Consider the following 16,250-nt stretch of genomic DNA (forward strand, 5'->3'; position numbering starts at 1 on the left):
TTATTTGACTTCGTATTTTCTATCATTCAACCTTGTTGGAATCACTGCAAAACTGAAAAAACATGATAATACATGTATTAAAAGCCTTGCCAGCGACAGAATGAACACTCCCTGCATAGCTGAGAGCCTTGCCAGCGACAGAATGAGCACTCCCTGCAAAGCCGAGAGCCTCGCCAAAAATAGTCGGATGTTGCCCTTCACACTTGCAGATGGCCCCATCACCGCTTATTTTGAGTATTTCATTAGTGCAGGACACAAAACTACATTTACGGTGCAGGTAAACACGCTTGCGAGAGCACAATTCCAATACAGAAACAGGGTCCCCAGCTTTGCAGGGAACCTTCAGACTATTTAATTGGAGGCTCCAAGCTATGCATGGAACCTACCAACTGTTTAATTTGGGGCTCCAAGCTAGTGCAGGACACCAAACTACGAACAAATTTTAGGTCTTAAATACTTGCGGGAAGCTTACTCCATGGTAACTACAGTGATTCCAGCACCACCCATCTGAATTTTTTCATCACGAAAGTGCTGCACCAAATCTACAGTTTGTAAGTACTCGCGAATCATTTGGCGAAGAATTCCTCCTCCTGTTCCATGCAGAATACGAAATTCGTGCACATCCAGCATGATAATATCATCGATATGGTCAATCACCACCTGCAATGCCTCTTCGCCACGCATTCCCCTTACATCCAAATCTGCTTTAAAGCTTAGCTTGCGTTTCGATATTTTTTCCTGAATTAAAGAAGAGGTTCTGTTATAAGTCTTTTCCTCCTTTTTAACCTGAGACCGACTCACTTTCGTCAATCGATTCACTTTAACCGAAGTTAGAATACTGCCAAAGGCCACCACCGCAGTTTTTTTGTTGATCTCGATTACTTCGCCTACGGCGGATTGATTGTCAAGCTTCACCAAATCAGCCTTTTCGATCACATCAGGATTGAACTGAACTTTACTTTTTGCTGTAACCGGAACTTTGGATTCATCTCCTGCTTTCTCTTTTTTTGTTTTATTTGAGCGCTCTTTCAGCTTCTGAATCTTCTTATTGATTCTCTCCTCTTCTTCCAATTCCCCCTCAGTCAACTGAATTTTAACCTGCTCAAATTCTTTTCTGATTTCGCGGGTACGCTCTTTTTCAGCTTTATTCTCCTTAATTTCCCGAATGGTTTTTTCGATGGATTTGTTTGCGCTGTTCAATAACTGAGCGGCTTCTTCTTTTGCTTTCTCTATTATCTCTTTTCGAAGCTTGCTGGCTTCTTTCAACTCTTTGTCGTATTGTTCTACCAATACATTCAGTCTCTTATCACTTTTACGGATGTTATCGCGTTTGCTTTCCCAGTATCGCTTATCGCGGACAATATCACGCAAGTGCTTGTCGAAATTGATATGATCTTCACCAATTTTTTCCGTAGCATCTTTCAAAATCTCCTCGGGCAAACCAATTTTACGCGCAATTTCGAATGCAAAAGATGATCCCGGTTTCCCCACCGCCAACTGGAACAAAGGCCGCATTTGGTGCGAATCGTATAACATGGCTCCGTTTTCAATCCCATCGGCCTCTGATGCAAAATGCTTTAAGCCCGAATAGTGAGTTGTGATTACACCTCGTACCTTCTTGCGGTTTAGCTTATCTAAAATTGATTCGGCAATGGCTCCCCCCAATGCGGGCTCGGTTCCTGAACCAAATTCATCAATCAAAATCATTGTATTGGTATTCGAGTGACGAAGAAAATGCTTCATGTTCATCAAATGAGAACTATAAGTACTCAAATCATTTTCGATGGACTGCTCGTCACCCATATCCATGAAAATGTTGTCGAAAATTCCAATTTTAGATTCCTCGCCCATAGAAACCAACAAACCGCACTGAAACATATACTGCATCAGCCCCAAGGATTGAAGACAAACCGATTTACCTCCGGCATTTGGTCCGGAAATCAGCACCATTCTCTGCTCATCGCTAATCTCGATGCTAAGAGGAACTACTTTTCGTCCTTCTTTTTGCAGAGTAAGGTAAAGCAAGGGATGAACGGCTTTCTCCCAAAGGGCAGTCGGCGTCTTCACCATTTTAGGCAGTACCGCTTTTACCTGTATGGCAAACATGGCCTTGGCACGAATAAAATCCATTTTTGCCAAAAACTCGAATGCCTTAAATAAATCACCTATATAAGGTCGAAGCTGGGCAGTAAAATCCTGTAATATTTTAATAATTTCACGGCGTTCGGCATATTCCAACTCGCGAATTTCATTGTTTGTTTCAACAATTTCCGATGGCTCGATATAACTGGTTTTACCGGTTGCTGATTCATCGTGAACAATTCCTTTAATTTTTCGTTTGTGAGCCGATGGAATTGGAATAACAGCTCTTCCATCGCGAATAGAAAGGGCTACATCCTGATCGACCCAACCCTCTTTTTGTGCTGCACGCAGCAAAGTTTGCATCCGCTTCGAAATGGTCGATTGTTTTTGAATCAGACTACTGCGAATCTGCTGCAGTGCCGGCGATGCATTGTCTTTTATTCTGCCGTTTTTTGTGATAATCGCATTGATCCGATCAAAAAGGAAGGGATACATTTTCACATTCCCTGTCAACTTTTTCAGATATGGATATTCCTTTTCTTCTGTATTCTGAAAAAAGCGAAGTATGGCAGAAATAGATTCCAGAGATCTTTTTAGATTGTAGAGTTCTTCCAATTCCAGATAAGTTCCTTCAATTCTTGCTTTTTCGAGACTTTGACGAACATCAATAAAATATCCTAAGGGAAAGCTATCCTCATCTAAACAAATGGTTTTAAACTCGTTGGTTTCATTCACCAAACGATTTACCATGTTAAAAGAAGAGGAAAACTGAATGGCATCCACCAAATCGCGTCCCAATGAACTTAAACATTGTTTTTTAACCAGTTCTCTTACTCTGTCGAACCGTATTTTTGCTTCAAAATTTTCCGGATATATCACGCGCTGCTCTACAATCTTAATTATTTCTTCTGCAAAATTAATAAAAGACTTGGATGCACAAAAAGAAAGGAACAACACACTTGTGCTATTCCTTGATATTATTGAGGAACTTCTGTTTTGCAATTTTTCCCGACATATTCTTCAGACTGACTTACTCCCAAGCTTACGGCTTGTTTCCAATCTTTACATGCTGCTTCTATCTCTCCCATCTTAAAGAAACAAATGCCTCGGTTTGCAAAAGCGACACCATAATCGGGCTTTAAATTAAGTGCGTAGGTATAATCTAAAACTGCAGTACTAATCATGTTTTTTTCCAGGCAAATATTAGCCCGGTTAAAATAATACTTATGCACCAGATAGAAATCCTCACCATTCATTTTACTGTAAGCAATTGCCATACTATACTCTGCCATTGCTCTTTTTACTTCTCCTTTAGCCTTGTACATTTCGCCCAAATAGTAACAGATCTCATCGTCTTGCTGAAATATTTTTTTAGATTTCTGCAAAATGGATATAGCTGTGTCGATTTTAGTAGAATCGTTCATAGCGACAGTATATAATTGCAAATATGGATTGCGAAAAGTTGAGTCTGTTGAAATTGCTTTAGTAAACTGTTCAAATGCTTCGCTCACCTTACTATTCCTGTTATTCTCAATTGCAAGATTGTATAATTCGATCGCTTTGTTTCTATCAGCAAGAGAAACGTCGTAAACTTGTGCTTGCACAGTAAATTGAAGAGCAACTAATAATAAGAGAAAAGGTATTATTAATTTCATAAATTAAAATTTAGGTATTAACCACTTGTAATGTTATAACAAAAGGTTAAGAATCAATTAAAATGCTGAATCGAACAACCGTCCAATTCAGCATTAAAAATAAGAATTATTCTATTTCTTAAAATCGATAGGCGAGAGTTAATAGAACAGAACTATTCTTCAATCCATATCTAGAACCTGAAATATCAGTCGTTTCTTCATTTCCATAATTATAACTTTTCTTAACCTCCCCATCTTGAAAGTTAATACCTGGTAATACTTCTGCCCCTAAAACCAATTTATGGTTGATGGTGTAATTAAACCCCAAAACAAAATTAAATCCATATTTCGATGTTGAATTTTTTGTCGTCATCCAATCCTGAGTATCCAAACTAGTCTTATCTTCTCTTTTAACAGACGAATATCCATAAACTATATCGAAACCACATCTAAACTCAAAGTTATCATCAATCGATGTTCTATATTCTCTACCTACCATTAGATCAAACCCGAAATTATTGTTTATCACCTTAGCTTGCTCTGGATATTTTAAAGTATTTTTTCCTCCGGTTAAAAGAAGAGTATTAAATCTCCACATCGCTTTTTGTGTACCTACTTTGTAGGTAATTCCAAATTCATCCAGATTACTAAAGGAAAGTCCGACTTCCTTTTGTTTCGTTTTTTCCTGTGCCATTACCAACAAGGAAAATGCAACTGCCAAAGTTGTGAAAAGTACTTTTTTAATTTTAATTAATATTTAATAAATAATATAAATCAAAAACTCAATGAAGTTAATATAACTATTATTTAATAACAAATTATATAAAGTATTAAGTAATATATTTTATCATGAATAAAGCATCGCATTATTCCTTACCACACTGTTCGTGTAACTTCCCAATAAGAGAATATTCTTAATTTCAATTTTAGACTATTAAAAATAAACCTTTATCTTAGAAAGATTTTAAAATAAATCTATTAACCCAAAAACTACTAATCCCCTATTTTATGCACAAATTAAACGACTTTTTAGCCGGAATTGAAATCTATTTAGGAGGAAGCAATTGGTTTACTCTTTTGCTCCTTTTCACTGGTATATTTTTCACCATTTACCTTAAGTTTCCACAAATCCGATTTTTTAAACACGCTCTTAAAGTAGTTCGGGGAAAATACGACAAGCCAGGAGAAAAGGGAGATGCTTCTCATTTTCAAGCCTTAGCCACTGCACTTTCGGGCACTGTTGGTACCGGTAATATTGCAGGAGTTGCATTTGCTATTTATTTAGGAGGTCCAGCTGCATTATTCTGGATGTTGGTAACCGCTTTTCTTGGAATGACCACCAAATTTGTTGAGGTTACCCTATCGCATAAATATCGTGAAACCGATGAAAAAGGTTTTATATCCGGCGGACCGATGTATTACATGAAAAACAAACTAAAAATGCCATGGCTTGCCGGTTTTTTTGCTGCGATGACAATTGTTTCCTCTTTTGGTACCGGCAGCCTGCCACAAATTAATTCCATATCCAGTTCGCTTTATTCTACTTTTGGCTTCGATCAAATGATTACCGGCGGTGTTCTGGCTGTATTGCTCGCATTTGTAATTTTGGGAGGAATAAAAAGAATTGTAAAGGTTACTGACAAACTGGTTCCTGCAATGGCTATCATCTATTTTGTTGGTGCAATATCTGTAATTCTTTATAACTACGAAAATATCATCCCTTCGCTGGTTTCGGTATTCGCAAATGTATTTACAGGAACAGCTGCCACAGGTGGTTTCCTGGGAGCTGGTTTTGCTTATGCATTTAACCGTGGTGTAAACCGTGGTTTATTTAGTAACGAGGCCGGACAGGGATCCGCGCCAATTGCTCACGCTGCTGCCCGAACCGAAGAACCCGTATCCGAAGGAATGGTTGCTATTCTGGAACCATTTATTGATACCATTGTCATTTGCTCTTTAACCGGATTGGTGATATTATCGTCTGGTGTTTGGAAAGAAAAACTTTCCAATCGATTTCAAAATACTGATATGGTGATTATGGCTGATCAGTATAACGATTCGAATAAGAAAGATCAGGATAAACTTTTTAATTTTTTAAATGGGAAAACAGATTTGCCCGTTTTCTCTGGTGAATTGCAAGTGAAAAATGGAATTATTCAAAATCCAGTTTCTATAATCAACTCCCGCTCACTTGCCGAAGAAGTGAAAGTTTACAAAAACGATGAAGAATTGTACAGCGGAACACTTCCCATTGAAAACGGAAAGTACGTAAATGAAAATGGGGAATATTTTCAAGGCAATTCGTTAGTGCACTCGGCTCCCTTAACCGCAGAAGCCTTCACCCGAAGTTATTTTGGAGAATGGGGCAAATGGATTGTCTCCCTTGGATTGCTTCTGTTTGCCTTTTCAACAGCTATTGCCTGGGCCTACTACGGCGGTAGGTCGGTAACCTACCTGTTTGGTGCAAAAGGTGTTCTTCCCTACCGAATCATCTATTGCATTGGCTTCTTTATCGCTTCGTTTGCCGATACAACAGTTATCTGGACTCTTTCGGGAATTACCATTGCACTTATGGCACTTCCCAACCTTATTGGTATTCTACTATTGCGAAAAGATATGAAAGGAACCATGAACAATTACCTTGATAAATTTTCAAAAGAACATCCCGGAGAAATTTAGATAAGCAGTTAAAAAAAGAGACTCAGTTGAGTCTCTTTTTTTGCTGTAATGAATTTCTTTCATTCAATCTCAATATCGTACTGACTTAATAAACCAACCGCTCCCTGTAAAGAAAATTTCGCTTTTTTTATTTTATTGATTTCAGGATTAATCAAATAATTAAAGGAGCTTCGTAAATCTGCTTTTTCAATATTTGTATATTCGAAAACGGCTCTACTCAAATCACAATTGTCCATTGTCGCCCCGGTAAGATCAGTTTCGGTAAAATCTACCTCCTGCAAATTGCAATTAATGAATTTGGTTGCCTTTAATTTTAACTTGTAAAACGATGCCAGTTTTAACTGACAATCTTCAAATTGAACCGAGAGTAATAATTGATTGCAATCCTGAAAGCCAAGCCCAACCATTTTGCAGGTCTTAAAAACTACATCGCGCAGAGCCGTGTAATTTAGTTTCGCCAGACTTAAATCGCATTGATCAAACTCACATTCAAGAAATATATTCTCAGACAAATCGCTGTTGGCAAATGAGCAATTCACAAAACGACAATTCTCATACTCTCCTTTTGGCAAAGCTTCCAAGGAATAATTCTTCTTTTCAAAAACCTGATCCTCTATATACACCTTTGGCATAATTACAATTCTTTCTTCTATAAATAAATTTCACCAACACTATACGTTATTGCATTTCCTCGAAGCATCACACGATGATTCATATTTGTACAATTCAAAACACCATGTCGATCAGATATCTGATAAGCTAACAAATCATTTTTATTCAGGCGGTTGCTCCAAAATGGAATCAGACTGCAATGCGCTGATCCTGTTACAGGATCTTCAAAAATGCTTGCTCCCGGAGTAAAAAATCGGGACACAAAATCGGCTTCATTACCTAATGCAGTGCAAATTATTCCTCCATGTCCCAAATCAATTTGTTCCAATTTATTTTTATCAGGATTTAATGCCTTTACTTCCTCTTCCGATTCATAAACCAATACATAATCTCTGGCCAAATAAACCTCTTTGGGCTGAATATTTAAACTTGCACTTATAATTTCGGGCAATTCAGCAATTCTAGGCATACGGGAAGGAAAATCCAACACATATTTATCAGCCTCAAAACTCACTTGCAGTTCTCCGCTTGCCGATTGAAACCGAATTACATCACCTTTATAATTAAGATGCTTTTTAATCACATGCGCCGTTGCTAATGTTGCGTGCCCGCATAAATCCATTTCCACTTCAGGAGTAAACCAACGAATGTGAAATTCATCTTTTGTCTCAATAAAAAAGGCTGTTTCAGCCAAATTATTCTCTTTGGTTATGGAAAACATGATTTCATCAGGCAACCAATCTTTTAATGGGATAACACAAGCAGGATTTCCGCCAAACAATTTATTTGTAAAGGCATCTACATGATATTTCTGAAGTTTCATAGTGTAGTAATTTGTTCTAACGGTTTAAAATTTTTGCAATCTCTGGTTTTGAGTACAGTTCCGACTTAATCACTTTCCCATCTTCCCGATAGATCGGATTCCCATTTTCATCCAACTTACTCATGTTACTTCGATGAACTTCGCTAAAAATCTCAGCATATTTGTCCTGAAGACCAAATTCGAGCACAGTGCCCATTATCAAGTAGTGAATATCTGCCAAAGCATCTGCCACCTCAACCAAATTCCCCGATTCCCAGGCAACTTTCAGTTCATCAACTTCTTCCTGAATGATATTTTGTCTTAATTCACATCTTTCCTTGGCGGGAATTACCGGTGTATTTTCAACATTTACACCAAATGCTTCGTGAAATTCATTCACCTTTTCTAATGCTGTCATACTTTTTTCATTCAATTTTCCTTAAAACGACTTTAAAATTTAAATATCACCAATTCTTTTATAATTGTCGGGCAGATTGCATAAAAAAAGGCTGCACATGGCAGCCTTTTCAAATATATTTCATTGTAATTATAATGTGATAGCAAATGTCAGAAATAGTTTTTCAGTAACAGGATTCAAAGTAAGACCTCCCCTTACAGGTAAAGAAAACTGGTCGCTCAGTTTAATTTTATCGTACATGGTCATGTTCACATTAACTACATTCATTTTGTCATCATACATCCCTTTAAAAGGTGTAATACCCATAGCCCATGAGAATTTCTTTCCTCCAATAAAATTTGAATATCCAAATTCAAAATAGGTTGAATAACGTTGGTCATTGTTTTCATCACGATCCATTTCTCCATAAAATAATACGGAAGTCATAATTGAAATTGGAAATTTAGCACAGCCTTTATACTTTGCCGAAACATCAAATAAGTGAACACTTTCGTTACTGTCAAAATCGAAAAACTTTGAATTTGAAAAGTCAGGCGCAGGACAATAAAAATCGAATAAACTAAATTGAAACAATGGTGTGTTGTACTGTAAATACAAATCGATTTCCTGATAACTCTCATCGAAAGAATATGCCCCCCAGGCGCCTGCAGTGAACTTGCCGGTTTGGAATTCTAAAGTAGGTTCGATAGTTGGTGCCGTGCCACTGTTAAACCCCCGCCACAAATGACGGCTAACCAAATCAATGCTACTATTCACTCCGGTTTTAGATGGTAAATTGTCTGCTTTTACTCCCCCGCAGATAAGTACTAATCCTATCAATACGATAGATTTAAAAAACTTCATCAGTAAAAAAAAATAAGGTGTTGTTGTTAGTATAAAAAGAGATTGCATTTTAAAATAAAATTCCATTTTACTTTAGTCAGCATTCCCTCCTGCTTGTTTAAAATCGGTGCAAAAATAGAAGAAATAGAAAACGGAAATCATGATAAATATCTCCTATGTCAACTGTTATTAAACACAGCAAATTGTCCACTATTATCCCCGATAAACTGCGCGGATTTACACATAAAAAAGGGAAAAGCTATCGCTCTTCCCCTTGTATATACCAACAATGTATTCTCTAATTATTTTCAGGCAATACGAACCAAAGAATAATGTAAACCAACAAACCTGGAAATCCTGCACTAAATATTGATAGCAATACATAAGCAACCCGAACAAGACTAATTTCCCATCCTAAATATTCTGCAATACCTGCGCAAACACCTGCAATCATCTTATCCGATGATCGTTTCAATTTCTTACTCATGATCTGTGTTTTACAAATTAATTAATCATCAAACTCTTCATCGTAAAGATCTTCCTGATTCTCTAACTCATCGTTATAGAAGGTTTCAGCCTCATCCATCAAATCTTCAATCAGATTTTGATCTTCCGGAGTTTTCTCCAGCCAATAAACAGTTTGGTTAGAGTTGAAATCCTCAACATCACATTCGATAATACACTTTGGTGAACGTGTGTGAACGATAAAAAGAGTGTCTGGTAACTCTTGTGAATTGTCTGCTAATAAAAACTTTGGGAGCATAATTTTTGATTTAATTTTGTGATGTAAATATAGGAAGAGATTGAACTCCAAGCAACAAAATAGACTTAACTATTTATAAAATCTGATTTTTTATTTCTCAAGTAAACTTAATATGAATAAGCCTTCTCATCTTTAGCTTCTTCAAACCCAATCTCAGCCACCAAAAAATCAACATTCATATCGACTTTAACCAAATAATTATACTCTTCTGTTATAAAATTAAAAGCATAAAAACTTTTTCCAGCTCCTAAATTGTAAAATTTAATCTCATCATCGTAACCAAAAGGATATTTTTCATGAATCAGATGTACAACTTCCCGCTTCATCTTATGAAAGCTTATAATTCTGTTTTTTCTCGTCATAATTGAATATTCATATAACAAGTTTACTGTGACAGAACTACTAAATGAATAATTTAATGTAAAATAAATCTTATTTTTTTCTTCCGATCTTAAAGATGTTGTCTTCTTAAAAAATACAGTTTAAATTACTTCCCCAACAAAAACAAGCGTAACACACTGATAAAAAGCCTAATTGAGCAATAGATGCCATTCTTCATGCAAACGTTTCTTTTAAATAATAAAAAGACAACACAGTCTTTTTTATTATCTCTTTGTTGGAATCCTCAATATATCTTCCTAAACTTGTATCCGATAAACAGATCAAAATATCCTATTTAGCAATGAGTCAATTTCTTCAAAATAACAAAATGTCTTTGTGTATGTGTACAACATGTTGTATGTGTATGGAAAGTATTGTTATGCAAAAAGGAACAGCTTAAATTGACGAATTAGATATCAGAATATTCTCAAGAGCCTTTTTGCAACAGCAAAAAGGCTTTTTTTATTCGACAAAATGATCTCAACAACAGACTTAATCAATTCAAGAATATATTTTTCGCACAAGGATGAATATAAATTCAAATCATACAACAAACAGAACCAATGCAGCAACATGTTGTTGTATGTGTATGTTATGGAATCCACCCTAGCAGAATTCGTTATGTGCCTAAATGAACATTACATATCGAGTCTTTCTGCTGCGCAGAAGGACTTTTTTTATTCTTGTAAGTCGATTAAAATGAAGGAAAAAACATACCGAAGTGTACTAAAAACCATTTCGTGGAGAACGATTGGAACCATTGATACCATCTTAATCTCCTATTTAGTGATTGGAGATTTAAAATGGGCCATGTCGATTGGCGGAGTTGAGTTGTTTACAAAAATGGGACTCTATTTTATCCATGAAAGAACATGGAATAACATCCAATTAGGAAAAGAAAAAGAACATCCCATTGATTATCACATTTAAAAAGAGAAATCATGTCGAAACAGATAAAACAATTTTTACCAATAGCCTTAGATATAACAGATAAAAAAATCTTAATTATTGGAGGCGATGAAGATGCCTATAAAAAACTTAAAATATTACAACGGAGCACAAATCTAATTGAGGTGATTGCTCCTCAAATCATTAGCTGGATTAAAAATTCAGGTGTTGTTTATCACGAGAAACAATACAGCAAGGAAGTGCTAAAAGATTATTTTTTAATCTACAGCTGTGTTGAAGATCCTGCTTTTGTAAGACAATTAATGCGAGACACAAAAGAAGCCGGGGTATTACTAAATGTGCACGATCAACCAGATTTTTGTGAATTCGTTTCCCCCGCCATTTACAAACATTCAAACATTAGTGTTGCTGTAAGTTCTAATGGTGAAGATGTTTACGAATCGATTCGCATGCGAAATCAACTGAAAGATTACTTTGAAAATTACCAGCTTCAAAAACAACTAATTGCTAACTAATAGTGGCCTAACATTTTCTATAACTGAAAGAACATGGGAAAAGAATTTCAAATCAATCAAGAACAATTATCTCAGCTAAATAAGCTGATTCAAGATTTATCTGCCGAGCAATTGGTTTGGGTAAATGGATACCTATCGGGGATTATTAATGGAAAAAAGAATGCAATTGATGTTCCGATAATTTCCGATCAAAAATCTTCCGAAAGTATCACTATTTTATTTGGCACGCATACCGGACACAGCAAGGAAATAGCTATGGATCTTCACGATAGAGTTTTAGCACTGGGCTTCGATGCGAAGATACAAGGCCTTGACTTTTACACGAAAAATGATTTAAAAAAGGAAAAATACCTTTTCCTGATCGTAAGTACACATGGTGAAGGTGAAGCTCCTATTCAGGCTGAAGATTTGTACGAATATGTGCACGGCAAAAGAGCACCAAAACTACCCGATACCAAATATGCAGTACTTGCTTTGGGTGACAAAACCTACAAGAAGTACTGCCAGACAGGAATTGATTTCGATCTAGCTTTTACAAAATTAGGTGCGCAGGCAATTTTGCCGGTTCAAACCAGTGATGTTGCTTACGAAGAAGTCGCCGAACAATGGATCGAAAAAGTGACTGGTGAATTGAAGACCTTGGTGCCGGAAGTTATTGCTTCAACCCAATCTGCAAGCGCTTCTGTGCCAAAGAAGAAATTTAACCGCGCCAATCCATACTATGCCGAAGTTTTGGAAAAAGTGAGAATCACAACGACTGATTCTGAAAAAGAAATTTACCATGTTGAAATCTCATTAGAAAATTCAGGTATTGAATATACAGCGGGAGACAGCATTGGTATTTTGCCCAATAATCCTATTGATTTGGTGGACTTGATAATTGACAAGTTGGAAGATGATCCGGAACGAATAGTTACAATTGATGAGAAAGAAATCAGTTTATTTCGGGCTTTGCAAAACAAGCTGGAGATAACCGTTTTGAACCGCGAGGTTCTTGAAAAGTACAAGGCCATAACTCAGAATAAGGATCTTGAACTGTTATTGAATAATGAGGATGAGTTGGAAAACTATCTTCACGGAGCTGATGCATATGACTTATTGGAAGATTACCCTGGAGAAATTACCAGCGATCAATTTTTATCTACTCTTCGGGTTTTATATGCACGCCTCTACTCTATCTCTTCAGGTCCGAAAGCAAATCCTGAGGAAGTTCACATCACCATTGCTTCGGTAAGATACAATCGTAAAAAACGCGACAGAAACGGTGCATGTTCCTCTTACATCACCGATGAAATTAATGTAGGCGATCATTTGCCCATTTACATTGATAAAAATGAGTCGTTCCGTTTGCCGGATGATGAAAACAAACCTCTGATTATGGTTGGCGCAGGAACCGGCGTGGCTCCTTACCGAAGCTTTTTGCAAGAACGTGAACAAAATAAGACAAAAGGAAAAAGCTGGTTATTCTTTGGAAATCAACGGTTCAAAAAAGACTTTTTATATCAACTTGAGTGGCAGAAATTCCTTAAAAAAGGAATACTTCAAAAATTAGATGTTGCATTTTCAAGAGATCAGGAAGAAAAAGCTTACGTGCAGCACCGACTGAAGGAAAATGGGAAAGAAATATTTCAATGGCTCGAAAACGGTGCTCATTTTTACATCTGCGGAGACAAAAAATACATGGCCAAAGATGTTCAGACAAGCTTACTGGAAATCATTCAGAACGAAGGTGGAATAACTCCTAAAAAAGCAGAAGAATATCTAAAAAATCTGAAAAAAGAAAAGCGATTACTGCTCGATGTATATTAATCATTCTGAGTTAAAAATTATGAATTTTTACAACACAAAGCATCCAATTTCAATCTTACTCAACTCATAATTAAAAAACCTATGTCAGATAATATCAACTGGGCAGAATTGTCCGAAGTCGAAAAAATAAAAACCGAAAGCAACTATTTGCGCGGAACACTGGAGGCAAGTCTTGCCGATCCAATTACAGGAGCCATTGCTCTTGATGACAGACAAGTCTCTAAATTTCATGGCATTTACCAACAATTCGATCGGGATAACGAACGGGAAAGAAAGAAAACCAAACTGGAGCCAGATTACTCCTTTTTAATTCGGGTGAGAGTGCCTGGCGGTGTTGTAAATGCAAAGCAATGGCTGCAAATCGATCAAATATCAGATGAATATGCCAACGGAACCATCAAATTAACCACCAGACAAGCATTTCAGTTTCATGGTGTTTTAAAAGGAAACCTAAAGCCAAGTATCCAATCCATAAACAAGGCATTGCTCGATACCATTGCAGCCTGTGGTGATGTAAACCGAAATGTTATGGCTAGTCCTCATCCGTATGCATCCGAAGTTTTCGATCAGGTACAGAAATTGGCTGGCAAAGTGAGCGATCATTTAAGCCCAAGAACTCCGGCCTACTACGAAATCTGGCTAGACCAAAAGAAAGTGGCCGAAGGGAGTGCCGGCGAAGTAGAGCCTTTGTACGGACCCGTTTATCTGCCACGAAAGTTCAAAATTGGATTTACCACTCCTCCTTTTAACGATACAGATATTTTCACTCAGGATTTGGGATTTATTGCCATTGAAAACAATGGTGTTCTGGAAGGATTCAACATTGTTGTTGGCGGCGGAATGGGAACAACTTTTGGCGATGCGGAAACCTATCCCCGATTGGGAAATGTTCTGGGTTTTGCCTCGGCAGAGAACACTGTAGATGTTGCTGAAAAAATAGTGCTCTTGCAAAAGGAGTTGGGAAATAGAAAAGTGAGAAAGAATGCCCGTTTAAAATACACCATCGACAGAATTGGGGTTGATGCATTTAAAGAACTACTGAATGAGAAGCTTGGTTATTCATTAGAGCCTGAAAAAAGCTATGCCTTAGTACGCAACGGCGATAAATTCGGATGGCAAAAAGCCAAAGATGGCCTTTGGTATTTGGGTCTTTTTATTGAAGGCGGAAGAGTGAAAGATGTTGATCAGATCAAAATAAAATCGGCATTGCAGGAAATTGCAAATTTTAATATTTCAGATTTCAGGTTAACGGGGAATCAAAACCTGATTCTAGGCAAGATTGAGGAAGAAAACAAAGGTAAAATCAGTCAGATTCTGAAAAAACACCAGCTTTTGCCTCAGACAATTTCCGGGACAAGAGCCAACTCTATTGCCTGTGTTGCTCTAAACACATGTAGTCTGGCTTTTGCTGAAGCAGAAAGATATCTTCCTTTCTTGATCGATAAAATTGATGACAGCCTTCAGGAATTTGGCTTAACCAAGGATGAAATTGTGATTCGAATGACGGGTTGTGCCAATGGTTGTGGAAGACCTTACGTAGCCGAAATAGGCTTTATCGGAAAAGCTCCAGGAAGGTACAATTTCTATTTGGGTGGAAATTTTAAGGGAACACGCCTGAACAACCTGTATCGCGAAAATGTGAACGAGATAGAAATACTGAATGAGCTTCGTCCGATTCTTAAAGATTATTCCGAAAACAGAACAAAAGGTGAAGAATTTGGTGATTTTGTGATCCGCAAACAATATGTTGCCGAAATTGTAAATCCCAAGGATTTTAAGCATTAAACATAGGAAAGTCAAAAGGTCTTGAAAGGTCGAAAGTCTAGAAACCCCTAAATCCCCTGAAGGGGACTTTGAGAAGTCCTTTGTGTTCCCTTTGTGGTTAAAAATATCATTATATGAAAAAAGGAAAAATATGGATTGTTGGTGCCGGACCCGGTGCTGCCGATCTGCTCACAATAAAAGCTTTACGAAGCATTCAGAATGCAGATGTAATTTTATACGATGCCTTAATTACCGATGAAGTTCGAGCTCTGTTTCCCAACAAAGCAATTCTTATTGATGTAGGAAAGCGATCAGGCGACGGTAAAAACCCGGTCAGCAGACAAGAATATATTCACGATCAAATGCTGATGTATTACTTGCTGGGCAGTGAGGTAGTGAGATTGAAGTCGGGCGACCCAATGGTTTACGGCAGAGGGGTTGAGGAAATTCGTTTCCTGCTGGAAGCGGGTTTAGAGTTTGAACTGATTCCAGGAATCAGCGCTGCTATGGCCGCCTCCAGTGAGTTTTGGATTCCTCTTACTGAAAGAGGGAAATCATCGGGCATTCATTTTCATTCTGCCGTAAAAGTTGGTGGTGAAAAAAGTGCTTTAAACGAAATTATCAGGGAAATTGAGAACGACGATACCGTTGTAATCTATATGGGGCTTGAACATTTAAAAGACATGGCTGATGAGCTTCACAAAAAATTATCGAAGGAAACCAATATCAATGTAGTATCGAAGGTTAGCTATACAGACAGTGATGTAATAAGCGGAAACACAAAGTTTTTCAGCCAAATAAAAAACAGCGGATTGCCGGCTTCTCCAGCAGTAATAGTGTTGGGAAATCACACTCAAATTCCTGGAAGCAGAGAAGTTAGTTTAAGAGGCAAAGCAGCCGTTTCGAGTAAAATTAAAAACTTTATCAGACAACCATTTTTAAACCTGTTTTAAAAATTCAGATGAATATGCAATGCAGAACAAATAGATTCTGTGCAACACTCCACTCAATTTACTCGTCTTTTCTTCAAAATATCAAAAGCAGACTTTCTTATGAATTT

General features: G+C 37.2%; 16 protein-coding genes. 6 read left to right on the forward strand and 10 right to left on the reverse strand.

Annotation, left to right across the window (positions count from 1 at the left end; all coding sequences use genetic code 11):
- Positions 1-468 precede the first annotated feature (468 nt).
- The 3 genes from GQR60_RS06615 to GQR60_RS06625 form a co-directional block, all read right to left on the reverse strand.
- A complete protein-coding gene (locus tag GQR60_RS06615) occupies positions 469-2,961 on the reverse strand; it encodes an endonuclease MutS2 (RefSeq protein WP_124992177.1) in 2,493 nt (830 codons plus the stop codon).
- A gap of 98 nt (positions 2,962-3,059) precedes the next feature.
- The gene (locus tag GQR60_RS06620) at positions 3,060-3,737 is read right to left on the reverse strand and encodes a tetratricopeptide repeat protein (protein WP_124992178.1); all 678 of its coding nucleotides are present in this window, start codon (positions 3,735-3,737) and stop codon (positions 3,060-3,062) included.
- Positions 3,738-3,855: 118 nt separating this feature from the next.
- A complete protein-coding gene (locus GQR60_RS06625; RefSeq protein ID WP_124992179.1) occupies positions 3,856-4,437 on the reverse strand; it encodes a hypothetical protein in 582 nt (193 codons plus the stop codon).
- A gap of 287 nt (positions 4,438-4,724) precedes the next feature.
- Here GQR60_RS06625 and GQR60_RS06630 point away from each other — a divergent pair, with 287 nt between their 5' ends.
- Positions 4,725-6,395 (forward strand): alanine/glycine:cation symporter family protein, encoded by a 1,671-nt coding sequence (locus GQR60_RS06630; RefSeq protein WP_124992180.1) that lies wholly within the window; start codon positions 4,725-4,727, stop codon positions 6,393-6,395.
- Positions 6,396-6,454: 59 nt separating this feature from the next.
- Here the strand turns inward: GQR60_RS06630 and GQR60_RS06635 are convergent, their stop codons facing one another.
- The 7 genes from GQR60_RS06635 to GQR60_RS06665 all read right to left on the reverse strand — a co-directional run bounded on the left by GQR60_RS06635 (position 6,455) and on the right by GQR60_RS06665 (position 10,138).
- On the reverse strand, positions 6,455-7,027 hold the full coding sequence (locus tag GQR60_RS06635) for a pentapeptide repeat-containing protein (RefSeq protein WP_124992181.1): 573 nt from the start codon (positions 7,025-7,027) through the stop codon (positions 6,455-6,457).
- Between the two features lie 17 nt (positions 7,028-7,044).
- Complete coding sequence (locus GQR60_RS06640) at positions 7,045-7,830, reverse strand: PhzF family phenazine biosynthesis protein (protein ID WP_124992182.1); 786 nt, start codon at positions 7,828-7,830, stop codon at positions 7,045-7,047.
- Between the two features lie 16 nt (positions 7,831-7,846).
- Complete coding sequence (locus GQR60_RS06645; RefSeq protein WP_124992183.1) at positions 7,847-8,227, reverse strand: pyrophosphohydrolase domain-containing protein; 381 nt, start codon at positions 8,225-8,227, stop codon at positions 7,847-7,849.
- Positions 8,228-8,356: 129 nt separating this feature from the next.
- A complete protein-coding gene (locus tag GQR60_RS06650) occupies positions 8,357-9,070 on the reverse strand; it encodes a hypothetical protein (RefSeq protein ID WP_124992184.1) in 714 nt (237 codons plus the stop codon).
- 277 nt (positions 9,071-9,347) lie between these two features.
- Positions 9,348-9,536, reverse strand: a complete 189-nt coding sequence (locus tag GQR60_RS06655; protein ID WP_101310165.1) for a PspC domain-containing protein — start codon at positions 9,534-9,536, stop codon at positions 9,348-9,350.
- A gap of 21 nt (positions 9,537-9,557) precedes the next feature.
- Positions 9,558-9,812, reverse strand: coding sequence for a hypothetical protein (locus tag GQR60_RS06660; RefSeq protein WP_101310164.1), 255 nt, complete (start codon positions 9,810-9,812; stop codon positions 9,558-9,560).
- A gap of 107 nt (positions 9,813-9,919) precedes the next feature.
- Positions 9,920-10,138, reverse strand: a complete 219-nt coding sequence (locus tag GQR60_RS06665; protein WP_124992185.1) for a hypothetical protein — start codon at positions 10,136-10,138, stop codon at positions 9,920-9,922.
- 754 nt (positions 10,139-10,892) lie between these two features.
- On the opposite strand from GQR60_RS06665, the gene GQR60_RS06670 reads away from it, so the two are divergent.
- From GQR60_RS06670 to cobA, 5 genes are all read left to right on the forward strand, one after another.
- Positions 10,893-11,123, forward strand: coding sequence for a DUF2061 domain-containing protein (locus tag GQR60_RS06670; protein ID WP_124992186.1), 231 nt, complete (start codon positions 10,893-10,895; stop codon positions 11,121-11,123).
- An 11-nt stretch (positions 11,124-11,134) separates the two neighbouring features.
- On the forward strand, positions 11,135-11,617 hold the full coding sequence (locus GQR60_RS06675) for a precorrin-2 dehydrogenase/sirohydrochlorin ferrochelatase family protein (RefSeq protein WP_124992187.1): 483 nt from the start codon (positions 11,135-11,137) through the stop codon (positions 11,615-11,617).
- A 33-nt stretch (positions 11,618-11,650) separates the two neighbouring features.
- Complete coding sequence (locus tag GQR60_RS06680) at positions 11,651-13,426, forward strand: assimilatory sulfite reductase (NADPH) flavoprotein subunit (RefSeq protein WP_124992188.1); 1,776 nt, start codon at positions 11,651-11,653, stop codon at positions 13,424-13,426.
- A gap of 81 nt (positions 13,427-13,507) precedes the next feature.
- On the forward strand, positions 13,508-15,211 hold the full coding sequence (locus tag GQR60_RS06685) for an NADPH-dependent assimilatory sulfite reductase hemoprotein subunit (protein WP_124992189.1): 1,704 nt from the start codon (positions 13,508-13,510) through the stop codon (positions 15,209-15,211).
- Positions 15,212-15,324: 113 nt separating this feature from the next.
- Positions 15,325-16,143: a uroporphyrinogen-III C-methyltransferase gene (gene cobA, locus GQR60_RS06690; protein WP_124992190.1), complete on the forward strand. Its 819-nt coding sequence runs from the start codon at positions 15,325-15,327 to the stop codon at positions 16,141-16,143.
- The last annotated feature ends 107 nt before the right edge of the window (positions 16,144-16,250 follow it).

The sequence above is a fragment of the Labilibaculum euxinicum genome (assembly GCF_009795715.1).
Lineage (GTDB): Bacteria > Bacteroidota > Bacteroidia > Bacteroidales > Marinifilaceae > Labilibaculum > Labilibaculum euxinus.

Excerpts from the sequence above, each read along its gene's own strand:
- GQR60_RS06620 (WP_124992178.1), bottom strand. The coding sequence starts at position 3,737 with ATGAAATTAATAATACCTTTTCTCTTATTATTAGTTGCTCTTCAATTT.
- GQR60_RS06630 (WP_124992180.1), top strand. The coding sequence starts at position 4,725 with ATGCACAAATTAAACGACTTTTTAGCCGGAATTGAAATCTATTTAGGA.
- GQR60_RS06635 (WP_124992181.1), bottom strand. The coding sequence starts at position 7,027 with ATGCCAAAGGTGTATATAGAGGATCAGGTTTTTGAAAAGAAGAATTAT.
- GQR60_RS06640 (WP_124992182.1), bottom strand. The coding sequence starts at position 7,830 with ATGAAACTTCAGAAATATCATGTAGATGCCTTTACAAATAAATTGTTT.
- GQR60_RS06645 (WP_124992183.1), bottom strand. The coding sequence starts at position 8,227 with ATGACAGCATTAGAAAAGGTGAATGAATTTCACGAAGCATTTGGTGTA.
- GQR60_RS06650 (WP_124992184.1), bottom strand. The coding sequence starts at position 9,070 with ATGAAGTTTTTTAAATCTATCGTATTGATAGGATTAGTACTTATCTGC.
- GQR60_RS06655 (WP_101310165.1), bottom strand. The coding sequence starts at position 9,536 with ATGAGTAAGAAATTGAAACGATCATCGGATAAGATGATTGCAGGTGTT.
- GQR60_RS06660 (WP_101310164.1), bottom strand. The coding sequence starts at position 9,812 with ATGCTCCCAAAGTTTTTATTAGCAGACAATTCACAAGAGTTACCAGAC.
- GQR60_RS06665 (WP_124992185.1), bottom strand. The coding sequence starts at position 10,138 with ATGAAGCGGGAAGTTGTACATCTGATTCATGAAAAATATCCTTTTGGT.
- GQR60_RS06670 (WP_124992186.1), top strand. The coding sequence starts at position 10,893 with ATGAAGGAAAAAACATACCGAAGTGTACTAAAAACCATTTCGTGGAGA.
- GQR60_RS06675 (WP_124992187.1), top strand. The coding sequence starts at position 11,135 with ATGTCGAAACAGATAAAACAATTTTTACCAATAGCCTTAGATATAACA.
- GQR60_RS06680 (WP_124992188.1), top strand. The coding sequence starts at position 11,651 with ATGGGAAAAGAATTTCAAATCAATCAAGAACAATTATCTCAGCTAAAT.
- GQR60_RS06685 (WP_124992189.1), top strand. The coding sequence starts at position 13,508 with ATGTCAGATAATATCAACTGGGCAGAATTGTCCGAAGTCGAAAAAATA.
- cobA (WP_124992190.1), top strand. The coding sequence starts at position 15,325 with ATGAAAAAAGGAAAAATATGGATTGTTGGTGCCGGACCCGGTGCTGCC.